Genomic DNA, 15,555 nt, shown 5'->3' with positions numbered 1-15,555 from the left:
GATGATTGTTGCTTCGCTCAATACGCGTGGGATACCGCTGCGTGGTTCGCGGCTGGGTGAGCGGTACGCCGCGATCGGTGCGGTGTTCGAGGCGTCTGACGTTGACGTTGTGAACTTTCAGGAAGTGCTGACGTACTACCACCTGCGGCAGTTGGTGCGCGCGATGCCGTCGTACCGGTTTGCCGGCTACCGCAGGTCGGTGGCTGGGCCGGCGGGTGGGTTGCTGACGCTGTCTCGTACGGCGATCGCCCGGACTGGCTACCGGAGTATGCCGCTGCCTCCCAAGGCGGATGCGGTTGGCCTGCCCAGGCTGTCGCGGCTGAAGGCATCGCTCAAGGGGGTGCTGCTGACGAGCCTCAGCGGGGTCACGGTCGCCAACACGCACCTGTTGGCCAACTTCGACGGCGACTGGTCCGACAGCAACCGCTACTACCGCCTGCACCAAGGACAACTCGCAGTACTCGGCCGAGCCGTCGCAGCGATCGACGGGCCGACCATCCTGTCCGGTGACTTCAACATCGCCCGCGACAGCACCCTGTACGACGACTTCATCCGCGACACCGGCCTGGTCGACGCGTTCGGTGCGGACTGCCCGCCGACGTTCCACGCGTCGTACCTGCACTCCAACCAGACCGCACACTGCATCGACTTCCTACTGCTGTCCGATCCGTCGATCAGCGTCGAGGCCGCCCAGCTCACGTTCACCGAGCAACTGCCGATGCCCGGCGGCCCCGACTACCTGACCGACCACCTCGGTCTGCAGGTCACCCTGGCGCTCTAGCGACTCCGGTCGTCGCCCCGGTCGCGGTTGAGCTTCGCCATGGTCTGGTGCGCGGCCGGGAGGATGTGGTGCTTGATCGCCTGCGCAGCCTTCTTTGGCATCGCTTCGAGCGCACCCTCCCAGGCCTGCTTCGTCGCGATGAAGACCGGGTACTGACGCTTGCGAGCCACCATGTACTGGCTGAACACCTCACAGTCGCGCTCACTGAAGCGGCTCTCGGCCCGGCCGTCCTTGATCGCCTCGGCCAGCGCGACCATCTTCGGCACGTCCTTCTTCCGGATCACACCACCCACGGTCCCGAACGTGTGCAGCATGGTGCGCGGATCGAGCGTCGTGAGCTCCTGCCCGAGCAGCCTCGCCTGGCGCGGCTCGAACAGCTCACTCCGCACTGGGAACTGCAACTGCCGATGCGTCAGGTAGGACCGCTCCGACTCCGGCCGGTAGTCGATGTAGGCGTTGATGGTCTCGATGGTGACCGGAAACGGCTGGTTCTTCAGAGACTCCGCAAACGCACCGACCTTCGCCGCCTGGTCACGCGGGATGAGCAGGTCGACGTCCGGCATCCGCTGGGCCAGGTCGTAGGCACCTGGCCGGTTGAAGTCGATCGACGCACCTTGATCGGTGTACGCCGACACCGCCAGACTCCCGACCACCGCGAACGGCACCCGCTCGTTCTTCAGCCAGGTCTGGATCCGGTCCAGCTCGATCAGGAACTTCTCGCGGGTCTCATCGACCGTCACCGGTCAGCCTCACCGAGCACATCCCACCAGTGCTGCTGCGACGAGCTCCACCAGCCGTCCGGCGGCGGAGTCACCGGCAGCACCTGCGGCCGGACATGCTGCTCCGGAGTGCAGGCAGCGAACGGGCCGTTGGCACCGAACAACACATTCAGGTTCGGATCAAGGTGCTCACGAATCCACCCCGCCATTCCGCGCACCGGATCGAGCGCCGCCACCTCCCAGGTCCGCCACAGCGCCTCCAGCCGCAGCATGGCCTCAGCGTGGTCCCACCACGCAGCACACCACCGCTGATCAGCCGTCCGCGCGAACGTCAGCACGAAGAAGCCGTTCACCCAGGACTCCAGATCGGCGAACTGCGGCCGGAACTCCGCCGCCTGCGCCGGCGGCTGCCACCCGGACCCCTGCAGCCCCTGCATGGCCATCCGAAGCGCCTTCACATCCTCGGCATCGAGGTCGCCGTCCACTGTCACTCTCCCCCTGTCGACATGCGCACAGCCTAAGCGGCCACCAGTCCAGCACCCCACTGCCAAGTACTGTCTCGGGATGGACGTTGACTGGTGTGACGAGGTGGTCGATCAGCTTGAGTCGCATTGGCAGGGGCAGCTCCGGCCGCGCCTGGAAGGGCTGACCGACGACGAGTACTTCTGGGAGCCGGTCCCGAACTGCTGGACTCTGAGTCGCCGTGGCAAAAGCACCGCACCGATCTCCTTCGGCGCAGGCGAGTTCACCCTGGACTACGCACAGCCCCAGCCCGATCCGGAGCCGGTGACGACGATCGCGTGGCGGATGGCACACCTGAGTGTCGTGTTCGCATCGACAGGCGGTCTCGGGCGTGCACCTGTCGACGAGTGGACCTACACGTACGCCGGTACCGCGCGCGAGGCGCTGAGCCAACTCGACCACGAGTACGCGCGGTGGATTGCCGACGTACGCGGTCTGGGCACGGAGGGGCTCTCTCAGCCGCAGGGTGCGCCGCCGGCGTTCGCGCGTGCGCCGATGGCGAAGAAGATGCTGTTCACGAACGTGGAGGTCATCCACCACGGCGCCGAGATCTGTCTGCTCCGCGACCTCTACCTGCAGAAGATGTAACTGCACGTAACAAGACGAAGGCCCGGACCGATTGGTCCGGGCCTTCGGAAAGTAGCGGGGGCAGGATTTGAACCTGCGACCTCTGGGTTATGAGCCCAGCGAGCTACCGAGCTGCTCCACCCCGCGCCGCTTTCTTACGTTCGTAAGTCTAGGCGATGGCCGGTGAGCAACCAAATCGGGCCCTCACTGGGACAGGTGCCGCTGGGTGACCCACTGGGCGACGTGGACCCGGGACGGCATCGCGAGCTTGCGCATCACGTGCCGAACGTGGTTCGTCGCCGTCCACTCGGCGATGCTCAGCCGGTTCGCGATCTGCCGGTTCGTCAGCCCGTTCGCGACCAGTACGACGACCTCCCGTTCACGCGCGGTGAGCGACGTACCGTGGAACACGTCGCCGTTCTCCGTCCGGGCGGTGTCGTGGGTCCAGGTGGGTTGCGCGACCAGTCCGGCGTCCTCGTCGAGCAGGGCGGGCAGCGGGAGCGTCTTCCCCGCGATGCATGCGTTCTCGAAGGCCACTGTCCCCAGTCGTTGCCGCAGGTGCTGTAGCGCGCGGTCGACGTACGTCAGGATCTCCGCGCACGCGTAGCTCTGCGTCTCGGCCCGGATCGAGCCTGCGGCCGCGAACAAGCGGACAGCCGACTGATCTGTCGGTGGCCGGCGACGACCGGCCAGCACCAGGCCCAGCGCCTCCAGAGCGAACGGCGTGCCTGGATGGGCGTCCATCTCGACCGCCTCGGCGGCCACGGACCGGCAGATCCGTTCGGCCTTCTGCTGGTCGCCGCGTCGGAAGGCCATCAGTCCGGCCAGCGCACGGACGCAGCGGGCGTTCCAGTCGTCACCGTCGTCGTCCATCAGCGGTAGCGCGAAGCTGATGGCCTCATCGATCTCCGACATGTCGCCACGGCGCATCGAGATCATGGCGAGGTCGATGAGCACCAGAGCTGCCGCCCGCGGCGCCTCGACTGCCTGCCACAGTGACAGGCTCTGCTCGCACAGCCTCCGGGCCTCGGCCAGGTCGCCGCGGACCCTGGCGAGATTCCCCTGGCAGTTCAGGGCTGCTGCCTCACCGGCGACCTCACCGAGCTCGTGGAAGGCCGCAATCGCACGCCGCTGGTAGACCTCGGCGGAGGCGTACTTCCCGAGCGCCATCGCCAGTACGCCGGCAGCGTGGAATGCCTCAGCATTGAGCCTGCCGACCGCCCCGTCCCTCAGCGTCTCCTCCAGCATCTGCAGGCCTTCACTCCAATGGCCCTGGCTGAACATGAACCGCCACATCCCAGTCGCGAGCGTGAGCGCGGCATCGGCATCACCGCGGGCGCACAGGTGCCGGTACGCTGCCCGCGCGTCACCCAGGTCCGACCTGAGCCGGCGAACGTACGCAGTGAGCCGTCCGCTGCGCAGATCGCGCCCCGCGTCAGCGACCAGTCGCAGGACGTACTCGGCGTGCCGGTCGCGCACCTCTCGTTCGTCAGCGGCGGTCCGCAGCCGTTCGACGCAGAACGCCCGCATCGTGTGCAACTGACAGAACCGCGGCTCACCGTCCGCACCGACCGATGAACTCAGCATCCCCTTGTCCAGCAGGGATTCCAGCAACTCCTCGCCGCGAGCCTGAGCAGCCGGTACGACGGCCACCATGGCCGCCGTACTGAATTCGCCCGCGAAGACGCCGAGCCGGATGAGCAGGTCGCGCTCCTCCTGGGTCAGCAACTGGTAGCCCCAGTGGATCGCCGCCCGCATGGACTGCTGGCGGAGTGGTACGTCGGTCAGTTCGAGACGCAGGATGTCGATTCCGTCGCGCAGCCTGGCCAGCAGAGCTGGTGGACCGAACAGCCGGAGTTTCGTCGCGGCGAGTTCGATGGCCAGCGGTAGTCCGTCGACGAGCCGGCAGATCTCGGCCACGTCGCCCACGTTGTCGTCGGTCAGCGCGAAGTCCGGTGCGACGGCTCGGGCGCGCTGCACGAAGAGTGCGATCGCTGGGCTCGCCGCAAGCTCGGCCAGCGGTGCGCGCAAGGAGGGTGCCAGGGGCAGTGGCCGGACCGGGTACAGCCGCTCACCGTAGATCTGCAGCGGCTGACGACTCGTGGTCAGTACCCGCAGGCCGCGGCAGTACGACAGCAGACTGGTCAGCAGGTCGGCAACGCCGTCCGCCACGTGCTCGCAGTTGTCGAGCACCAGCAGCAGCTCGCGATCCCGCAACCCGTCATGCAGGTTGTCCGGCGTCCGGAAGCTGTTGTCGAACACGGCCCGGCACGCCACCGTGACGGTGGCGGCGAGCTGACTCGGCTCGGACAGCGCTGCGAGCTCGACCGGCCAGGCGCCGTCCCGGAAACCGGCCCGTACGTCGCCGACCACCGCCTGAGCCAGCCGGGTCTTACCGGTACCGCTGGGGCCGGTCAGGGTGACCAGCCGGGCCGCTCCTTGGAGGATCTGCCGCAATGCGGCCCGATCCTCGTGCCGGCCGACCAGCTGGTTGGGCGGGTGCACGCCGACCGCCCACGCGGCGGCCGCCGGACCGATGCGTTCCGAGGAACCACGCCCGCCGGCCTGTGGATCGCCTGGCAGGCCCAGACCTGCCATGTCACGTTGCCTGGCCACGAGTGCCTCCAAATCCAGGCCTGTGCCTGGAAACTCGAACGACCGTTTCATCACACTCGGTGAGGCTATCCCCACGCTGGGTGTGTTGACGAAGTGGACAACCCCCTCTCCACCAGGCAGTTTTCGCTCATCGCGCTGCATATCCGCCGTCGACCAGCAGGTCTGTACCGGTGATGAACGAGGCGTCGTCGGACAGGAGGAACAGCACTGCGGCAGCGATCTCACGTGGCACCGCCATCCGGCGCATCGGCGTCGCAGCGACGAAGTCGGCCACGAACTGCGCCGGCAGGTCCACCGTCATCGGTGTCTCGACCAGTCCGGGTGAGACCGCGTTCACCCGGATCCCCGCGCCCGCCAGCTCGACAGCCGCGGCCCGCGTCATCGCGGCCACCGCGCCTTTGGCCCCGTGGTACGCGAACGCAGCACTGGATCCGACCAGACCGAAGACCGAGGACACGTTCACGATCGCGCCGCCGCCGGCCAGGTGCATGGACGGTACGACGTTCTGCATCCCCAGCCAGGTACCGCGCTGGCTGACCTCGACCACGCGGTCCCACTCATCAGCTGTGACGCCGGTGAGGCCATGACTCCCGAGGACACCGGCGTTGTTCACCAGCAACGTCGGATAGCCGAAACACCGCCGGGCAGTCCGGGTCAGCATCGACCACGCGTCGGGGTCGGTGACGTCGGCCTTGACCGCCACGACCCGGCCGGCCGCCTCGATCTCTGCAGCTGCCGCCTCGCACCGACCGCCGTCGACATCAGCAAGCACGACCCCGGCACCAGCCGCAGCCAACCCTTCCGCGACCGCACGGCCGATGCCACTGCCCGCACCCGTGACCACGGCGCTGCGGCCGGCCAGGCCAGCACCTGCTCGCGGATCCGCAGTCACGCGGCAGCCTCGTCGTACCGGTCCGGCAGCCAGGCCAGTGCTACGGCGTACCCAGCGGCATGGCTGAGCGACACCCGTGGCACCAGGAGATTCGCCTGGCTGCGCCACCGCTCGATCGCACCGGCCAGCGACACCACCGGCGCAGAACGCGGCGTACTGACGATCTCGATCTCCTCCCACGGAATGCGCCCGGGCCACTGCAGTGCCTCGACGACTGCGTGCTTCGCCGCCACCCGCGCGGCCAGATGCTCGCCGACGCGGACGAACCCGGCGCAGTAGGCCAGCTCTGCGGGGCTCAGCAGTTGGTGCCACGCACAACCGACGGTCGGCACTTGGAAGACATAGACGGCAGTCATCATGGGGCCGGCGCCAGTACGACGGACGCGTACGTACCGCCCCAGTTGGCGGCCGTGACCAGTGCGGCACGTCCGGCGGGATCAGAGTCAGAGCCGACGTACGGCTCCAGCCCTGGCAACGGGTCTCGCAGTCCCACGATCGGTGGGACCCAGCTGGTGCTGACACTCTCGGCTGCGGCGAGCACAGACATCAACGCGGTGGTGGCGTGGATGTGACCGACTTGACCGGACAGATTGGCCAGTCGGGTCGCCCCGGCCGGGAACACCTCAGCCACGGCCCGCGCCTCCGCCCGGTCGATCGCAGCGGTTCCCCGAGCGTCGCCGTACACGACTCCGACATCGGACGGCGTCAGCCCGGCCGCGTCCAGCGCATTGCGGTGACACTGCGCCCAGGCCTCCCCGGAAGCGTCATTGCCCGCCACTCGATAGGCGTCGCCGGTACTGGCATGCCCGCGGACCTCGGCGAGGATCGTCGCCCCGCGCTGTTGTGCGTGCTCCAACGACTCGAGCACTAGGGCCACTGAGCCCGCACCGATTGCACAGCCGCTGGCTTCGCGGTCGTAAGGCCGGACGGCGTCCGACGCCAGGATGCCGAGGTGGTCGTAGCCGAGGTGGAGCAGGCCGGTGAGCTCGTCCGCGCTCACTGCGGCCATCACCTCGGCCTCACCTCGCCGGATCAGATCCGACGCATAGCCGAGTCCAGCGACACCAGAGGCGCAGCCGATGGCCAGTGTGGACAGTGGTCCCTTGATTTGCAGCGAAAGGCAGGCGTGGCCGGGAGCCGCGTTCATCACCGAGTTGGGGAACAGCCGTGGGTTGACTCGGTGCGGTCCCTCGGTACCGATCGTTTCCGTCAGCTGGGCCACCGTCTCCAGCGGCCCAGTGCAGGTACCGAACACCATGCCAACCTCGGTCGCGTTCTGCCGAGTGATTTGGTACGCGGCGTCCGAGAAGGCGTCTCGAGTCGCAGCCAGCACCAGTGCTCCGAGCTGGTCCAGCCGACGGGCGTACGCCGGGTTGATCCAGCGCCGGTAGCCCTGGTCAGCGATTTCGGCCGCGAGCCCGGTGGCCGACTGGCTGGTGTCGATCCGGGTCGCCGGCGCGATACCGACCACACCGGTGCGCAGTCCGGTGATCAAACCCTCGCGTCCCAGGCCAACCGGCGAAACCACACCGGCACCGGTGATCACCACTCGACGGTCTGGCCGCGGTGGCGCTGGTTTGAGGGTGCGGCCGAGTACCAGCGAGCAGTTGTTACCGCCGAACGCGAACGAGTTCGAGACCACCAGGTCGATGTCAGCTGACCGCGAGGCGTTCGGAACGACGTCGTACGGCGGGCTGTCGGCCGAGGTGTCGACGTTCACTGTCGGCGGCAGGATCTGTTCGCGCATCGCCAGCGCGCAGACCGCAGCCTCGACTGCACCCGCCGCACCGAGCGTGTGACCGACCTGCGACTTGGTACTGCTCATCGGCGGCATCTCCACGCCACCGAACAGCGCTGTCACCGCTTTGGGCTCGGAGCTGTCGTTGGCCGGTGTCCCCGTGCCATGGCCGTTCACGTAGTCCACGTCCGCTGGGGTGTACCCAGCCTGCTCTAGCGCCCGTCGCATAGATCGCAACGCACCGCCGCCCACGGGATCCGGAGCGGTCGCATGATGCGCATCACTGGTCAGGGCGTAGCCCAGCACGTAACCCAGAACCCGCGCACCACGCGACTGAGCCAACTGCGCGGACTCAAGCACCAGGAACGCAGCACCCTCACCGATGTTGAGACCGGTACTGCGTGAGTACGGCGCGCACGGCTGGTCGTCCAGCGCCTTGAGACTGTCGAACCCAGCCAGCGAGAGCATGTCGAGCACATCCACGCCACCGGCCAGCATCACATCGGCCCGGCCCTCCCGGATCGCGTCCAGCGCCCAGCCGATCGAGTTCGCACCGGCCGCACAGGCATTGGAGATCACCACCTTCGGACCCTTCAGTCCGAAGGCCGCGCTGACCGCATCGGTCGACGTGTACAGCGGGTACACCAGCAGATGATGCTTCGAGGCGCCGGCAACACCGTCGCGCAGCAACTGCCAGTGGTACTGCTCACCAGCGTCGAGGCCGCCGACCGACGTACCCATGGCGATCCCGACCCGGTACGGGTCGAACGCGGCGATGTCCAGCTTGGCGTCCTCGATCGCCTCTGCCGCAGTACTCAGCGCGAGGCTGATCGCTCGATCGACCCGCCCCCGGCTCTTGACCGGCGGCACCGGGATCTGACTGACCTCACCGGAGTACTGGCAACTCAGCGTGGAGGTGTCCAGACGCCGGGTCCGGTCGATTCCGCTCGCTGCATCGCGCACTCCGGCCCAGACGGACTCGGCCCCGGTCCCCAGTGCGCAGGTCACTCCGATGCCGGTTATGGCTACACCTGTGGTGTTCATGTGCTCTCCTCACACCGGCCGGTTGGGTTCATTCGAGCGGTACGCCGAAACTGGTGGCGACCAGGAATGGCGCTCCAGTGGTTCGGACCGGCCTGGTGAGCTGCTCGAGCGTCAGCTTCAGACCGGCCGCCGCCACATCGGCGTCGACCCGCGCCGTACCGATCACTCGACCGAGCCGGGGTGAGAACACCGCGTGGGCGACGGCACCCACCGATTCGTCCTCCACGACCAGTCCGCTGCCGGAGTCCGGGATCGACTGCAGCCGGTCGGAGGCGACCCAGCAGACCGGGCGGCGCGGCGGACCGGCCTCCCAGTGCGCGACGAGCGCCTCCTTACCGATGAAGTCGTGACCGAAGTCGACCATCCACTGCAGACCGACCTCGAACGGCGTCACACCGGCCGCCTCCTGTTCCAGGTTCGCGAACCGCATCTCCATCCGGCAGACGTCCACGGCCGCCGTACCGACCTGGCGTGCACCGAGATCGACGAGGTGTTCACGCAACTCGTTGCCGGCAGCAACCGGGACATGCAGTTTGTAGCCGTACTCACCGGTGACACCGGTACGACTCACCAGGAGCTCCAAGCCTTCACGCCATGGCGTCGTGACGAAGCCGGCGTACGAGAGTGAGGTGATCGGGAACGGCAGGAACTTCTGCGCTATCGCGGGCGCATGCGGCCCTTCGATGCCGAAGACGCAGTACTCGTCGCTGACGTCCTGCACGGTCACGTCGTGCACCCCTGTGGTGCCGACGGCGACCAGGTACTCGGTCGCGGCGGCGGCCTGCGCCGGCCAGATCTCGACGAGGTAGTCGGCGCCGTTGCAATGGATCAGTACCTCGGACAGCACGGTGCCATCCGAGTTCAGTAGCAGCGCCGAGGAGATCTGTCCTTCGAGCAGGAAGTCGACGCTGCGGGTCGACACCTGACTGAGGAACGCTGCGGCCTCATTGCCGGCGATCCGGACCAGGCCGAGACCGGTGTAGTCGAGCAGCCCGGACGCGCTGCGCAGCAGCTCGTACTCGGCAACGCTGTCGGAGTAGACGCTTTGCATGATTCTCCCCTTCATTCGCTGTCATTTCGTTCGGTCACGACGAGCCGGGTCGTCATCACCACGTCACGGCCGACAGATGCCTGGCCGGTCACCGACATGAGGCTGCCCATCCGCGGACCGGTCTGGGCCCGGATGACCAGCTGGTCGCCGGGCACCACGGTGCGCAGGAACTTGGCCTGTTTGATCTCCGCGAGATAGCCGACCCGCTCTGCGACGTCAGCCACCAGCTCTCCGGTGGTCCGGGTCGCCGCCGCGCTGCCGTAGATCACTGCGGCGAGCTGCGCGACACATTCGACGAGCAGTACGCCGGGGTACAGCATCCGGCCGGGAAAGTGGCCGGCCAGCACGCCATCGGACGCGGTGACGTTCTTGATCGCCTCTGCCCGTACGCCGGGCTCTACCGAGGTAACGCGGTCCAGCAGGAAGAACGGGTACCGGTGCGGAAGCAGTCGCGCGATCTCGTCGGCCGACAGACCGCCGACCCGCATGGATGGTGCCGCGGTCACTGATTGCCTGCCACGTAGTCGACGAGCCGATTCAGCGACAGCAGGCTCTCGGTGTCGTCGTCGGTGATCATCACCCCGAACTTCTCCTCGACGGCCATCGCCAGCTCGAGGGTGTCGATCGAGTCGAGCTCGAGTCCGCGGCCGAACAGCGGCTGGTCGTCACCGATCAGCTCCGGATCCACCGACAGGCCGAGCCGGTCCACCAGCAGGTGCTTGACCTCACTGCACAGAACCTGCCGAGCCTTCGCGGCCGTCTTCGTCTCTTCCAGCGTTGCCACCATGTGGTCCACTCCTGTCGCGTTGTTGGGTGGGGCGTTCAGCAGGTCAAGCCGCCGTCGATGACGACAGAGGCTCCGGTCACGTACGCCGACTCGGCGCCGAGCAGGAACCGCACGACCGGCGCGACATCGCCCGGCGTACCGATCCGGCCCAGCGGTACTCGCTCCAGGAAGCCGGACAGCTGGTCCTGCGGCATCGAGCGCGTCATCGCGGTGTCGACGAAGCCCGGGACCACCGCGTTGACCCGGATGCCATAGCTGCCGAGCTCCTTGGCCAGCACCCGGACCATGGCGAGCACGCCGGCTTTGGACGCGGCGTAGTTCACCTGGCCGGCCGGTGCGGCCACACCGCTGGTGGAGGCCACCGCGACGATCGCACCGCTGCGCTGCACAGCCATCAGGCGAGCTGCGGCACGGCAGACCAAGAACGACCCGGTGAGGTTCGTGTCCACGACAGAGCGCCACTTCTGCTCGCCCATCATCAGCGCATAGCCGTCGTTCGCGATGCCGGCGTTGCTGACCAGGCCGTCCAGCCGGCCATGGTCAGCGCGGATCCGGCGGAACATCCGGTCCACGTCGTTGGGCTCGGCGATATCGGCTTGGATGAGTTCCGCATCTGGCTGCAGCTCACGGACCTGGTCGAGTGCCTGCTTGGCCTGTTCGATGTCGCGCCGATAGTTCAGCAGAACCCGGCTACCGGCCGCGGCCAGGTCCAGAGCGACGCCGAGACCGATCCCCTTGGTCGCACCGGTTACCAAGACCACGCTCATGATTGGCTCACCGCCAGCGGACTCAGCGCCTCGTAGCCGGCGAGATGTCTGGCCGTCCGGACCATGTTGCGCCCCAAACCGGTCAGCACCCGGCCGGGACCGACCTCGACGAAGGTGCGGGTGTCAGTCCGGGCGAGCGACGCGACAGTGTCGGTCCAGCGCACCGGCCTGGTGATCTGCCCCCCGAGCTGCTGCCGGTAGCTCTCGATGTCCTCGACCACACCACCGGTCAGGCTGGAGACGAACGGCACTTGAGGCGCCCGCAGGTCCACCTCCGCCAGGAGCGGCGCCAGCTCACGCTCAGCCGCAGCCATCAGCGGCGAGTGGTACGCACCACCGACCGGCAGCCGCTTCACCCGCAGCGCCCCGGCCGACCGAGCTGCGTCGACCACCTGGCAGACCTCATCAGTCGTGCCCGAGACGACCACCTGTCGAGGCGCGTTCAGGTTGGCCATCACGACGATGCCGTCATTGGCCGAGAACTGTCGGCACAGCTCGGTCACCTGGTCCTCCGACAGCCCCGCGATGGCGGCCATCGCGCCCGGCTGACATCGCGCAGCCTCGGCCATCACCCGCCCCCGCCTGGCCACAATCGCCAGTGCGGACTCCCAGCCGAGACAGCCGGCTGCCACGAGTGCGGCGTACTCGCCGAGGCTGTGCCCGGCCACTGCGACCGGCCGATAGCCCGCAGCGGTGAGCTCGGCCGCCAGCACGCTGGACCAGACGAAGATCGTGAGCTGCGCGGCTTCGGGATCGGCTAGCGTCGCCTCGTCCGCCCGAGTCATCAGCTCGCCGATCGCGACTCCGGTCAGCTGCTCCGCCCGGACGATCAGTGCGCGCGCCTCTTCGCCGCAGCGGGCCAGCTCGCGCCCCATACCGGGCCGCTGACTGCCCTGACCGGGGAACACGAACGCCGGGTCGGGGGCGATCATTGCGCAGCCTCAGTCGCGACTGCCCAGCACAGGTCGAGCTCGGGACCGAGTACATCACCGGCCGGCAGGACGCCTCCGGTCAGGACGACCCCGTGCTCGTCAGACCAGCGGGCCAACTCGCCCCGCAACTCGATGGGCCGGACGCCGTCGGCTCCGGCCCTGCCGACGATGATGTCGCGGTAGCGGGACCCGGCCGGCAGACCACCGACCACCTTCACCACAGACTCCTTGATCCCGAACAACCGGGCCAGGGAGACCGCGGACTCTGCAGCCACTTCGGTGTCGTCGAATATCCGTCGCCACCAGGCCGGACCGGTACGCCGTGCTGCCAGTGCGAACCGCTGGTGATCCAGCAGGTCGACACCGGCACCGCGGATCCGGCCTGCGGGAACCCGGCAGGCATCGATGGCAGAAATCATGGATTGCTCCCAACACGCGCTGAATCGAGGGGCGGGCGGCTCGGTGGGCTAATTCCGGGCATTTGTTCGCGCGGGACAGGACGGAAGGCTATGAATTGCGTCGACAACCTGTCAAGGAATCCCCGTATGGCTGATCCTTGTCAGTCGAAAAATGCAGCCTGGAGATAGCAGGGATCAGCCATGGCAGGGTTGATTGCTTGACACTGCATCAACCCGGACACCAGTCTTGGCGCAGCCGTTACGGCGGCCCCGAAATTGTTGAGAGTCACATCATACGTCAATTATGGAGATTCTTTCATTTACTGAACCGAGCGGAAGGAAACGGCCTATGCCGCGCTGGGTCGAGACGGCGCCCCGGATCATGCGCGGGGCATTCGTGGAGACGAGTGTCCGGGTGCGCTGGTCCGAGTGCGACCTGCAGCGTCATGCCTACTACGGCAACTACATGACCTGGTGCGACCTGGGCCGGGAGGCCTTCGCCCTGGCCGCCGGCGTCGACTACCGGGACTACCTGGTCACCACCACCGAATTTCATATCCGATTCCACACGCCCGCCCACTACCTCGACGACCTGCTGATCCGGACCTGGACCGCACCACTCACCATCCGGCTCGACTGCAATTACGAGATCTATCGCAAAACCGGCGGCCAGCTGATCGCCGAGGCGAAGTCACAACACGCACTGGTCGACCCCGAGAAAGGCCTTCGGCTGAGCGGCCCCGCATCGTGGCACGATAAATTCGAAACCTTTCTTGAAAATCGGAAGGCGACCAGATGAATCAGCTACCGACCGATCAACTCGCCGCCCAATTACGCGGTGAACTCCTCGTACCCGGTGATCCCGGCTACGAAGACGCGCGCCACGTCTACAACGGCATGATCGATCGTCGGCCCGCGGTGATCGCCCGCTGCCGAGGAGTCGCCGACGTGGTCCACTCGGTGCGATTCGCCGTCGAACACTCGCTTCCGGTCGCGATCCGCGGCGGCGGCCACAGCGTCGCCGGCCACGGGACCTGCGACGACGGCCTGCTGGTCGACCTGTCCGGCATGCGCGATGTCCGAGTCGACTCCGAGGCCCAGACCGTACGGGTCTCCGGCGGCGCCACCCTGGCCGACCTGGATGCGAACACTCAACTCTTCGGCCTGGCAACCCCCAGCGGCCAGGTCTCAATGACCGGCATCGGCGGACTGGCACTCACCGGTGGCATGGGCATGCTGCAGCGCCGCTACGGCCTCACCTGCGACAACCTCCTGTCCGCCGACGTGGTCACCGCCGACGGCACAGTCGTCACCGCCAGCGCCGACAGCCACCCCGAACTGTTCTGGGCCCTGCGTGGCGGCGGCGGCAACTTCGGCGTGGTCACCTCATTCGAGTTCCGCTGCCACCCGGTCGGCCCGACCATCCTGGCTGGCATGGTCGCCTGGCCAGTGGAACAGGCCCCCGAAGTACTGGCCTTCCTGCGGGACTTCATCGTCGACACTCCCGAGGAGCTGAGCGCGGATGCGGTCATCCAGTTCGCCCCGCCGCTCGACGTCATCCCCGAGGAACACCGCGGCCGCCGGCTGATCGGTATCTTCCTGCGGTACTTCGGTACCGACCTCGACCCCGAGATCGTGCGGCCGGTCCAGGAGTTCGGCTCCCCCGTGCTCGACTTCATCTACCCGATGCCGTACACCGCCGTACAGCAACTGCTCGACCCGCTGAACCCGAACGGCAACCTGCACTACTGGACCGGCGAGTACCTCCCCGAACTGGGCACCAAGCAAATCGAAACCCTGTCCTCGTACGGCGCTACCCTGCCCACCGACCACTCGATCATGCAGGTGATCCCGTTCGACAACGCCGTGACAAGGGTCGATCCGGACGCCACCGCCTTCAGCCACCGCCAGGACAGCTGGCTGATCCACGTCATGGCCCAATGGACAGACCCCGCGGACACCGACCGCTGCCGAGGCTGGGCCAAACAAGCAGGCGCCGACCTCCGCGCAGTCGGCTCCGGCGACAGCTACCTCAACCTCGTCACCGGCGACGAGGACGTAGACCGCGTCAGCGCCTTCTGGAATGAGGACCGGCTGGCACGACTCGCGAAGGTGAAGACCCAGTACGACCCGAACAACCTGTTCCGCTTCAACCACAACATCAAGCCGGCCTGATCCACTACGCACGACGAAGGCCTCTGACCAGCAGGGGCCTTCGCTGATAGCAGGACAAGTTGCTCAACTGCGGCGGTGCGGACGGCCGCGCTCCCACCAATCGACAGGTTCGCCGTCCTCAGCCATCCGCCGGATGATCTGAGCGGTGAACTCGACCCTGCTGCCGGCGCCCTGGCAGAACGTCCACAGCTGCCGCGCCGCACGCTGGTACTGGAAGATCACTTCGTCGGCTCCGAAGACGTCCAACTCACCGTCGCGGTGCCGATCGACCGCCTCCGCGACCCGCTGAACCAGCGCAGCCAGTTGCGCCTCGTGATAGGCAGCAACCTGCTGACCCGCAGCCCGCCGCTCAGCCTTCGTACCCACGGCCCAACGGTACCCGGCGCCTAGCCAGCGAAATATGGGCCGCGGCTCCGGACCGGCTTGCCAGGGAAAGACGAAGACCCGGACCAAGTGGTCCGGGTCTTCGGGTAGTAGCGGGGGCAGGATTTGAACCTGCGACCTCTGGGTTATGAGCCCAGCGAGCTACCGAGCTGCTCCACCCCGCGCCGCTGGGTTTAGATTAG

17 protein-coding genes and 2 tRNA genes are annotated in these 15,555 nt (G+C 67.3%); 4 read left to right on the top strand and 15 right to left on the bottom strand.

Features of this window, described 5'->3' with window-relative positions; genetic code table 11:
• Position 1: 1 nt before the first annotated feature.
• Positions 2-781: an endonuclease/exonuclease/phosphatase family protein gene (locus ABD231_RS00490; protein ID WP_344143853.1), complete on the top strand. Its 780-nt coding sequence runs from the start codon at positions 2-4 to the stop codon at positions 779-781.
• On the opposite strand, the gene ABD231_RS00485 is transcribed toward ABD231_RS00490, so the two are convergent.
• Both ABD231_RS00485 and ABD231_RS00480 read right to left on the bottom strand, forming a co-directional pair.
• Complete coding sequence (locus ABD231_RS00485; protein WP_344143850.1) at positions 778-1,521, bottom strand: hypothetical protein; 744 nt, start codon at positions 1,519-1,521, stop codon at positions 778-780. The two genes, ABD231_RS00490 and ABD231_RS00485, sit on opposite strands and share 4 nt — an antisense overlap.
• Positions 1,518-1,985 (bottom strand): DUF4913 domain-containing protein, encoded by a 468-nt coding sequence (locus tag ABD231_RS00480; protein WP_344143847.1) that lies wholly within the window; start codon positions 1,983-1,985, stop codon positions 1,518-1,520. The genes ABD231_RS00485 and ABD231_RS00480 overlap by 4 nt, the downstream gene beginning before the upstream one ends.
• A gap of 79 nt (positions 1,986-2,064) precedes the next feature.
• Here ABD231_RS00480 and ABD231_RS00475 point away from each other — a divergent pair, with 79 nt between their 5' ends.
• Positions 2,065-2,610: a DinB family protein gene (locus tag ABD231_RS00475; protein ID WP_344143844.1), complete on the top strand. Its 546-nt coding sequence runs from the start codon at positions 2,065-2,067 to the stop codon at positions 2,608-2,610.
• 52 nt (positions 2,611-2,662) lie between these two features.
• On the opposite strand, the gene ABD231_RS00470 is transcribed toward ABD231_RS00475, so the two are convergent.
• The 11 genes from ABD231_RS00470 to ABD231_RS00420 form a co-directional block, all read right to left on the bottom strand.
• Positions 2,663-2,736, bottom strand: a tRNA-Met gene (locus ABD231_RS00470).
• Between the two features lie 57 nt (positions 2,737-2,793).
• Complete coding sequence (locus tag ABD231_RS00465) at positions 2,794-5,205, bottom strand: helix-turn-helix transcriptional regulator (RefSeq protein ID WP_344143841.1); 2,412 nt, start codon at positions 5,203-5,205, stop codon at positions 2,794-2,796.
• Positions 5,206-5,332: 127 nt separating this feature from the next.
• The gene (locus ABD231_RS00460) at positions 5,333-6,097 is read right to left on the bottom strand and encodes an SDR family NAD(P)-dependent oxidoreductase (RefSeq protein ID WP_344143839.1); all 765 of its coding nucleotides are present in this window, start codon (positions 6,095-6,097) and stop codon (positions 5,333-5,335) included.
• Positions 6,094-6,456: a holo-ACP synthase gene (locus tag ABD231_RS00455; RefSeq protein ID WP_344143836.1), complete on the bottom strand. Its 363-nt coding sequence runs from the start codon at positions 6,454-6,456 to the stop codon at positions 6,094-6,096. Before ABD231_RS00455 ends, ABD231_RS00460 begins: the two co-directional genes overlap by 4 nt.
• Positions 6,453-8,879, bottom strand: coding sequence for a beta-ketoacyl-[acyl-carrier-protein] synthase family protein (locus ABD231_RS00450; protein WP_344143833.1), 2,427 nt, complete (start codon positions 8,877-8,879; stop codon positions 6,453-6,455). The genes ABD231_RS00455 and ABD231_RS00450 overlap by 4 nt, the downstream gene beginning before the upstream one ends.
• Before the next feature lie 28 nt (positions 8,880-8,907).
• Complete coding sequence (locus ABD231_RS00445) at positions 8,908-9,930, bottom strand: glycine cleavage T C-terminal barrel domain-containing protein (protein ID WP_344143831.1); 1,023 nt, start codon at positions 9,928-9,930, stop codon at positions 8,908-8,910.
• Between the two features lie 11 nt (positions 9,931-9,941).
• A complete protein-coding gene (gene fabZ, locus ABD231_RS00440; RefSeq protein ID WP_344143829.1) occupies positions 9,942-10,436 on the bottom strand; it encodes a 3-hydroxyacyl-ACP dehydratase FabZ in 495 nt (164 codons plus the stop codon).
• Entirely contained in the window at positions 10,433-10,717 is a 285-nt protein-coding gene (locus ABD231_RS00435) for a phosphopantetheine-binding protein (RefSeq protein ID WP_344143827.1), read from the bottom strand. Before ABD231_RS00435 ends, fabZ begins: the two co-directional genes overlap by 4 nt.
• Positions 10,718-10,752: 35 nt before the next feature.
• A complete protein-coding gene (gene fabG, locus ABD231_RS00430; RefSeq protein ID WP_344143824.1) occupies positions 10,753-11,484 on the bottom strand; it encodes a 3-oxoacyl-ACP reductase FabG in 732 nt (243 codons plus the stop codon).
• Positions 11,481-12,416, bottom strand: coding sequence for an ACP S-malonyltransferase (locus ABD231_RS00425; protein ID WP_344143822.1), 936 nt, complete (start codon positions 12,414-12,416; stop codon positions 11,481-11,483). Before ABD231_RS00425 ends, fabG begins: the two co-directional genes overlap by 4 nt.
• A complete protein-coding gene (locus ABD231_RS00420) occupies positions 12,413-12,835 on the bottom strand; it encodes a holo-ACP synthase (RefSeq protein ID WP_344143820.1) in 423 nt (140 codons plus the stop codon). The genes ABD231_RS00425 and ABD231_RS00420 overlap by 4 nt, the downstream gene beginning before the upstream one ends.
• A 328-nt stretch (positions 12,836-13,163) precedes the next feature.
• Between ABD231_RS00420 and ABD231_RS00415 the strand changes: the two genes are divergently transcribed.
• Both ABD231_RS00415 and ABD231_RS00410 read left to right on the top strand, forming a co-directional pair.
• A complete protein-coding gene (locus ABD231_RS00415; protein ID WP_344143818.1) occupies positions 13,164-13,613 on the top strand; it encodes an acyl-CoA thioesterase in 450 nt (149 codons plus the stop codon).
• Entirely contained in the window at positions 13,610-14,989 is a 1,380-nt protein-coding gene (locus tag ABD231_RS00410) for an FAD-binding oxidoreductase (protein ID WP_344143816.1), read from the top strand. The genes ABD231_RS00415 and ABD231_RS00410 overlap by 4 nt, the downstream gene beginning before the upstream one ends.
• A 63-nt stretch (positions 14,990-15,052) precedes the next feature.
• Here the strand turns inward: ABD231_RS00410 and ABD231_RS00405 are convergent, their stop codons facing one another.
• Together ABD231_RS00405 and ABD231_RS00400 are read right to left on the bottom strand one after the other, a co-directional pair.
• The gene (locus ABD231_RS00405) at positions 15,053-15,355 is read right to left on the bottom strand and encodes a hypothetical protein (protein WP_344143814.1); all 303 of its coding nucleotides are present in this window, start codon (positions 15,353-15,355) and stop codon (positions 15,053-15,055) included.
• A gap of 108 nt (positions 15,356-15,463) precedes the next feature.
• Positions 15,464-15,537, bottom strand: a tRNA-Met gene (locus tag ABD231_RS00400).
• Positions 15,538-15,555: the final 18 nt, after the last annotated feature.

Origin of the sequence: Kribbella yunnanensis (assembly GCF_039529655.1) — a bacterium.
Classification (GTDB): Bacteria; Actinomycetota; Actinomycetes; order Propionibacteriales; family Kribbellaceae; genus Kribbella; species Kribbella yunnanensis.
This window is presented reverse-complemented; position numbering and strand designations above follow the sequence as displayed.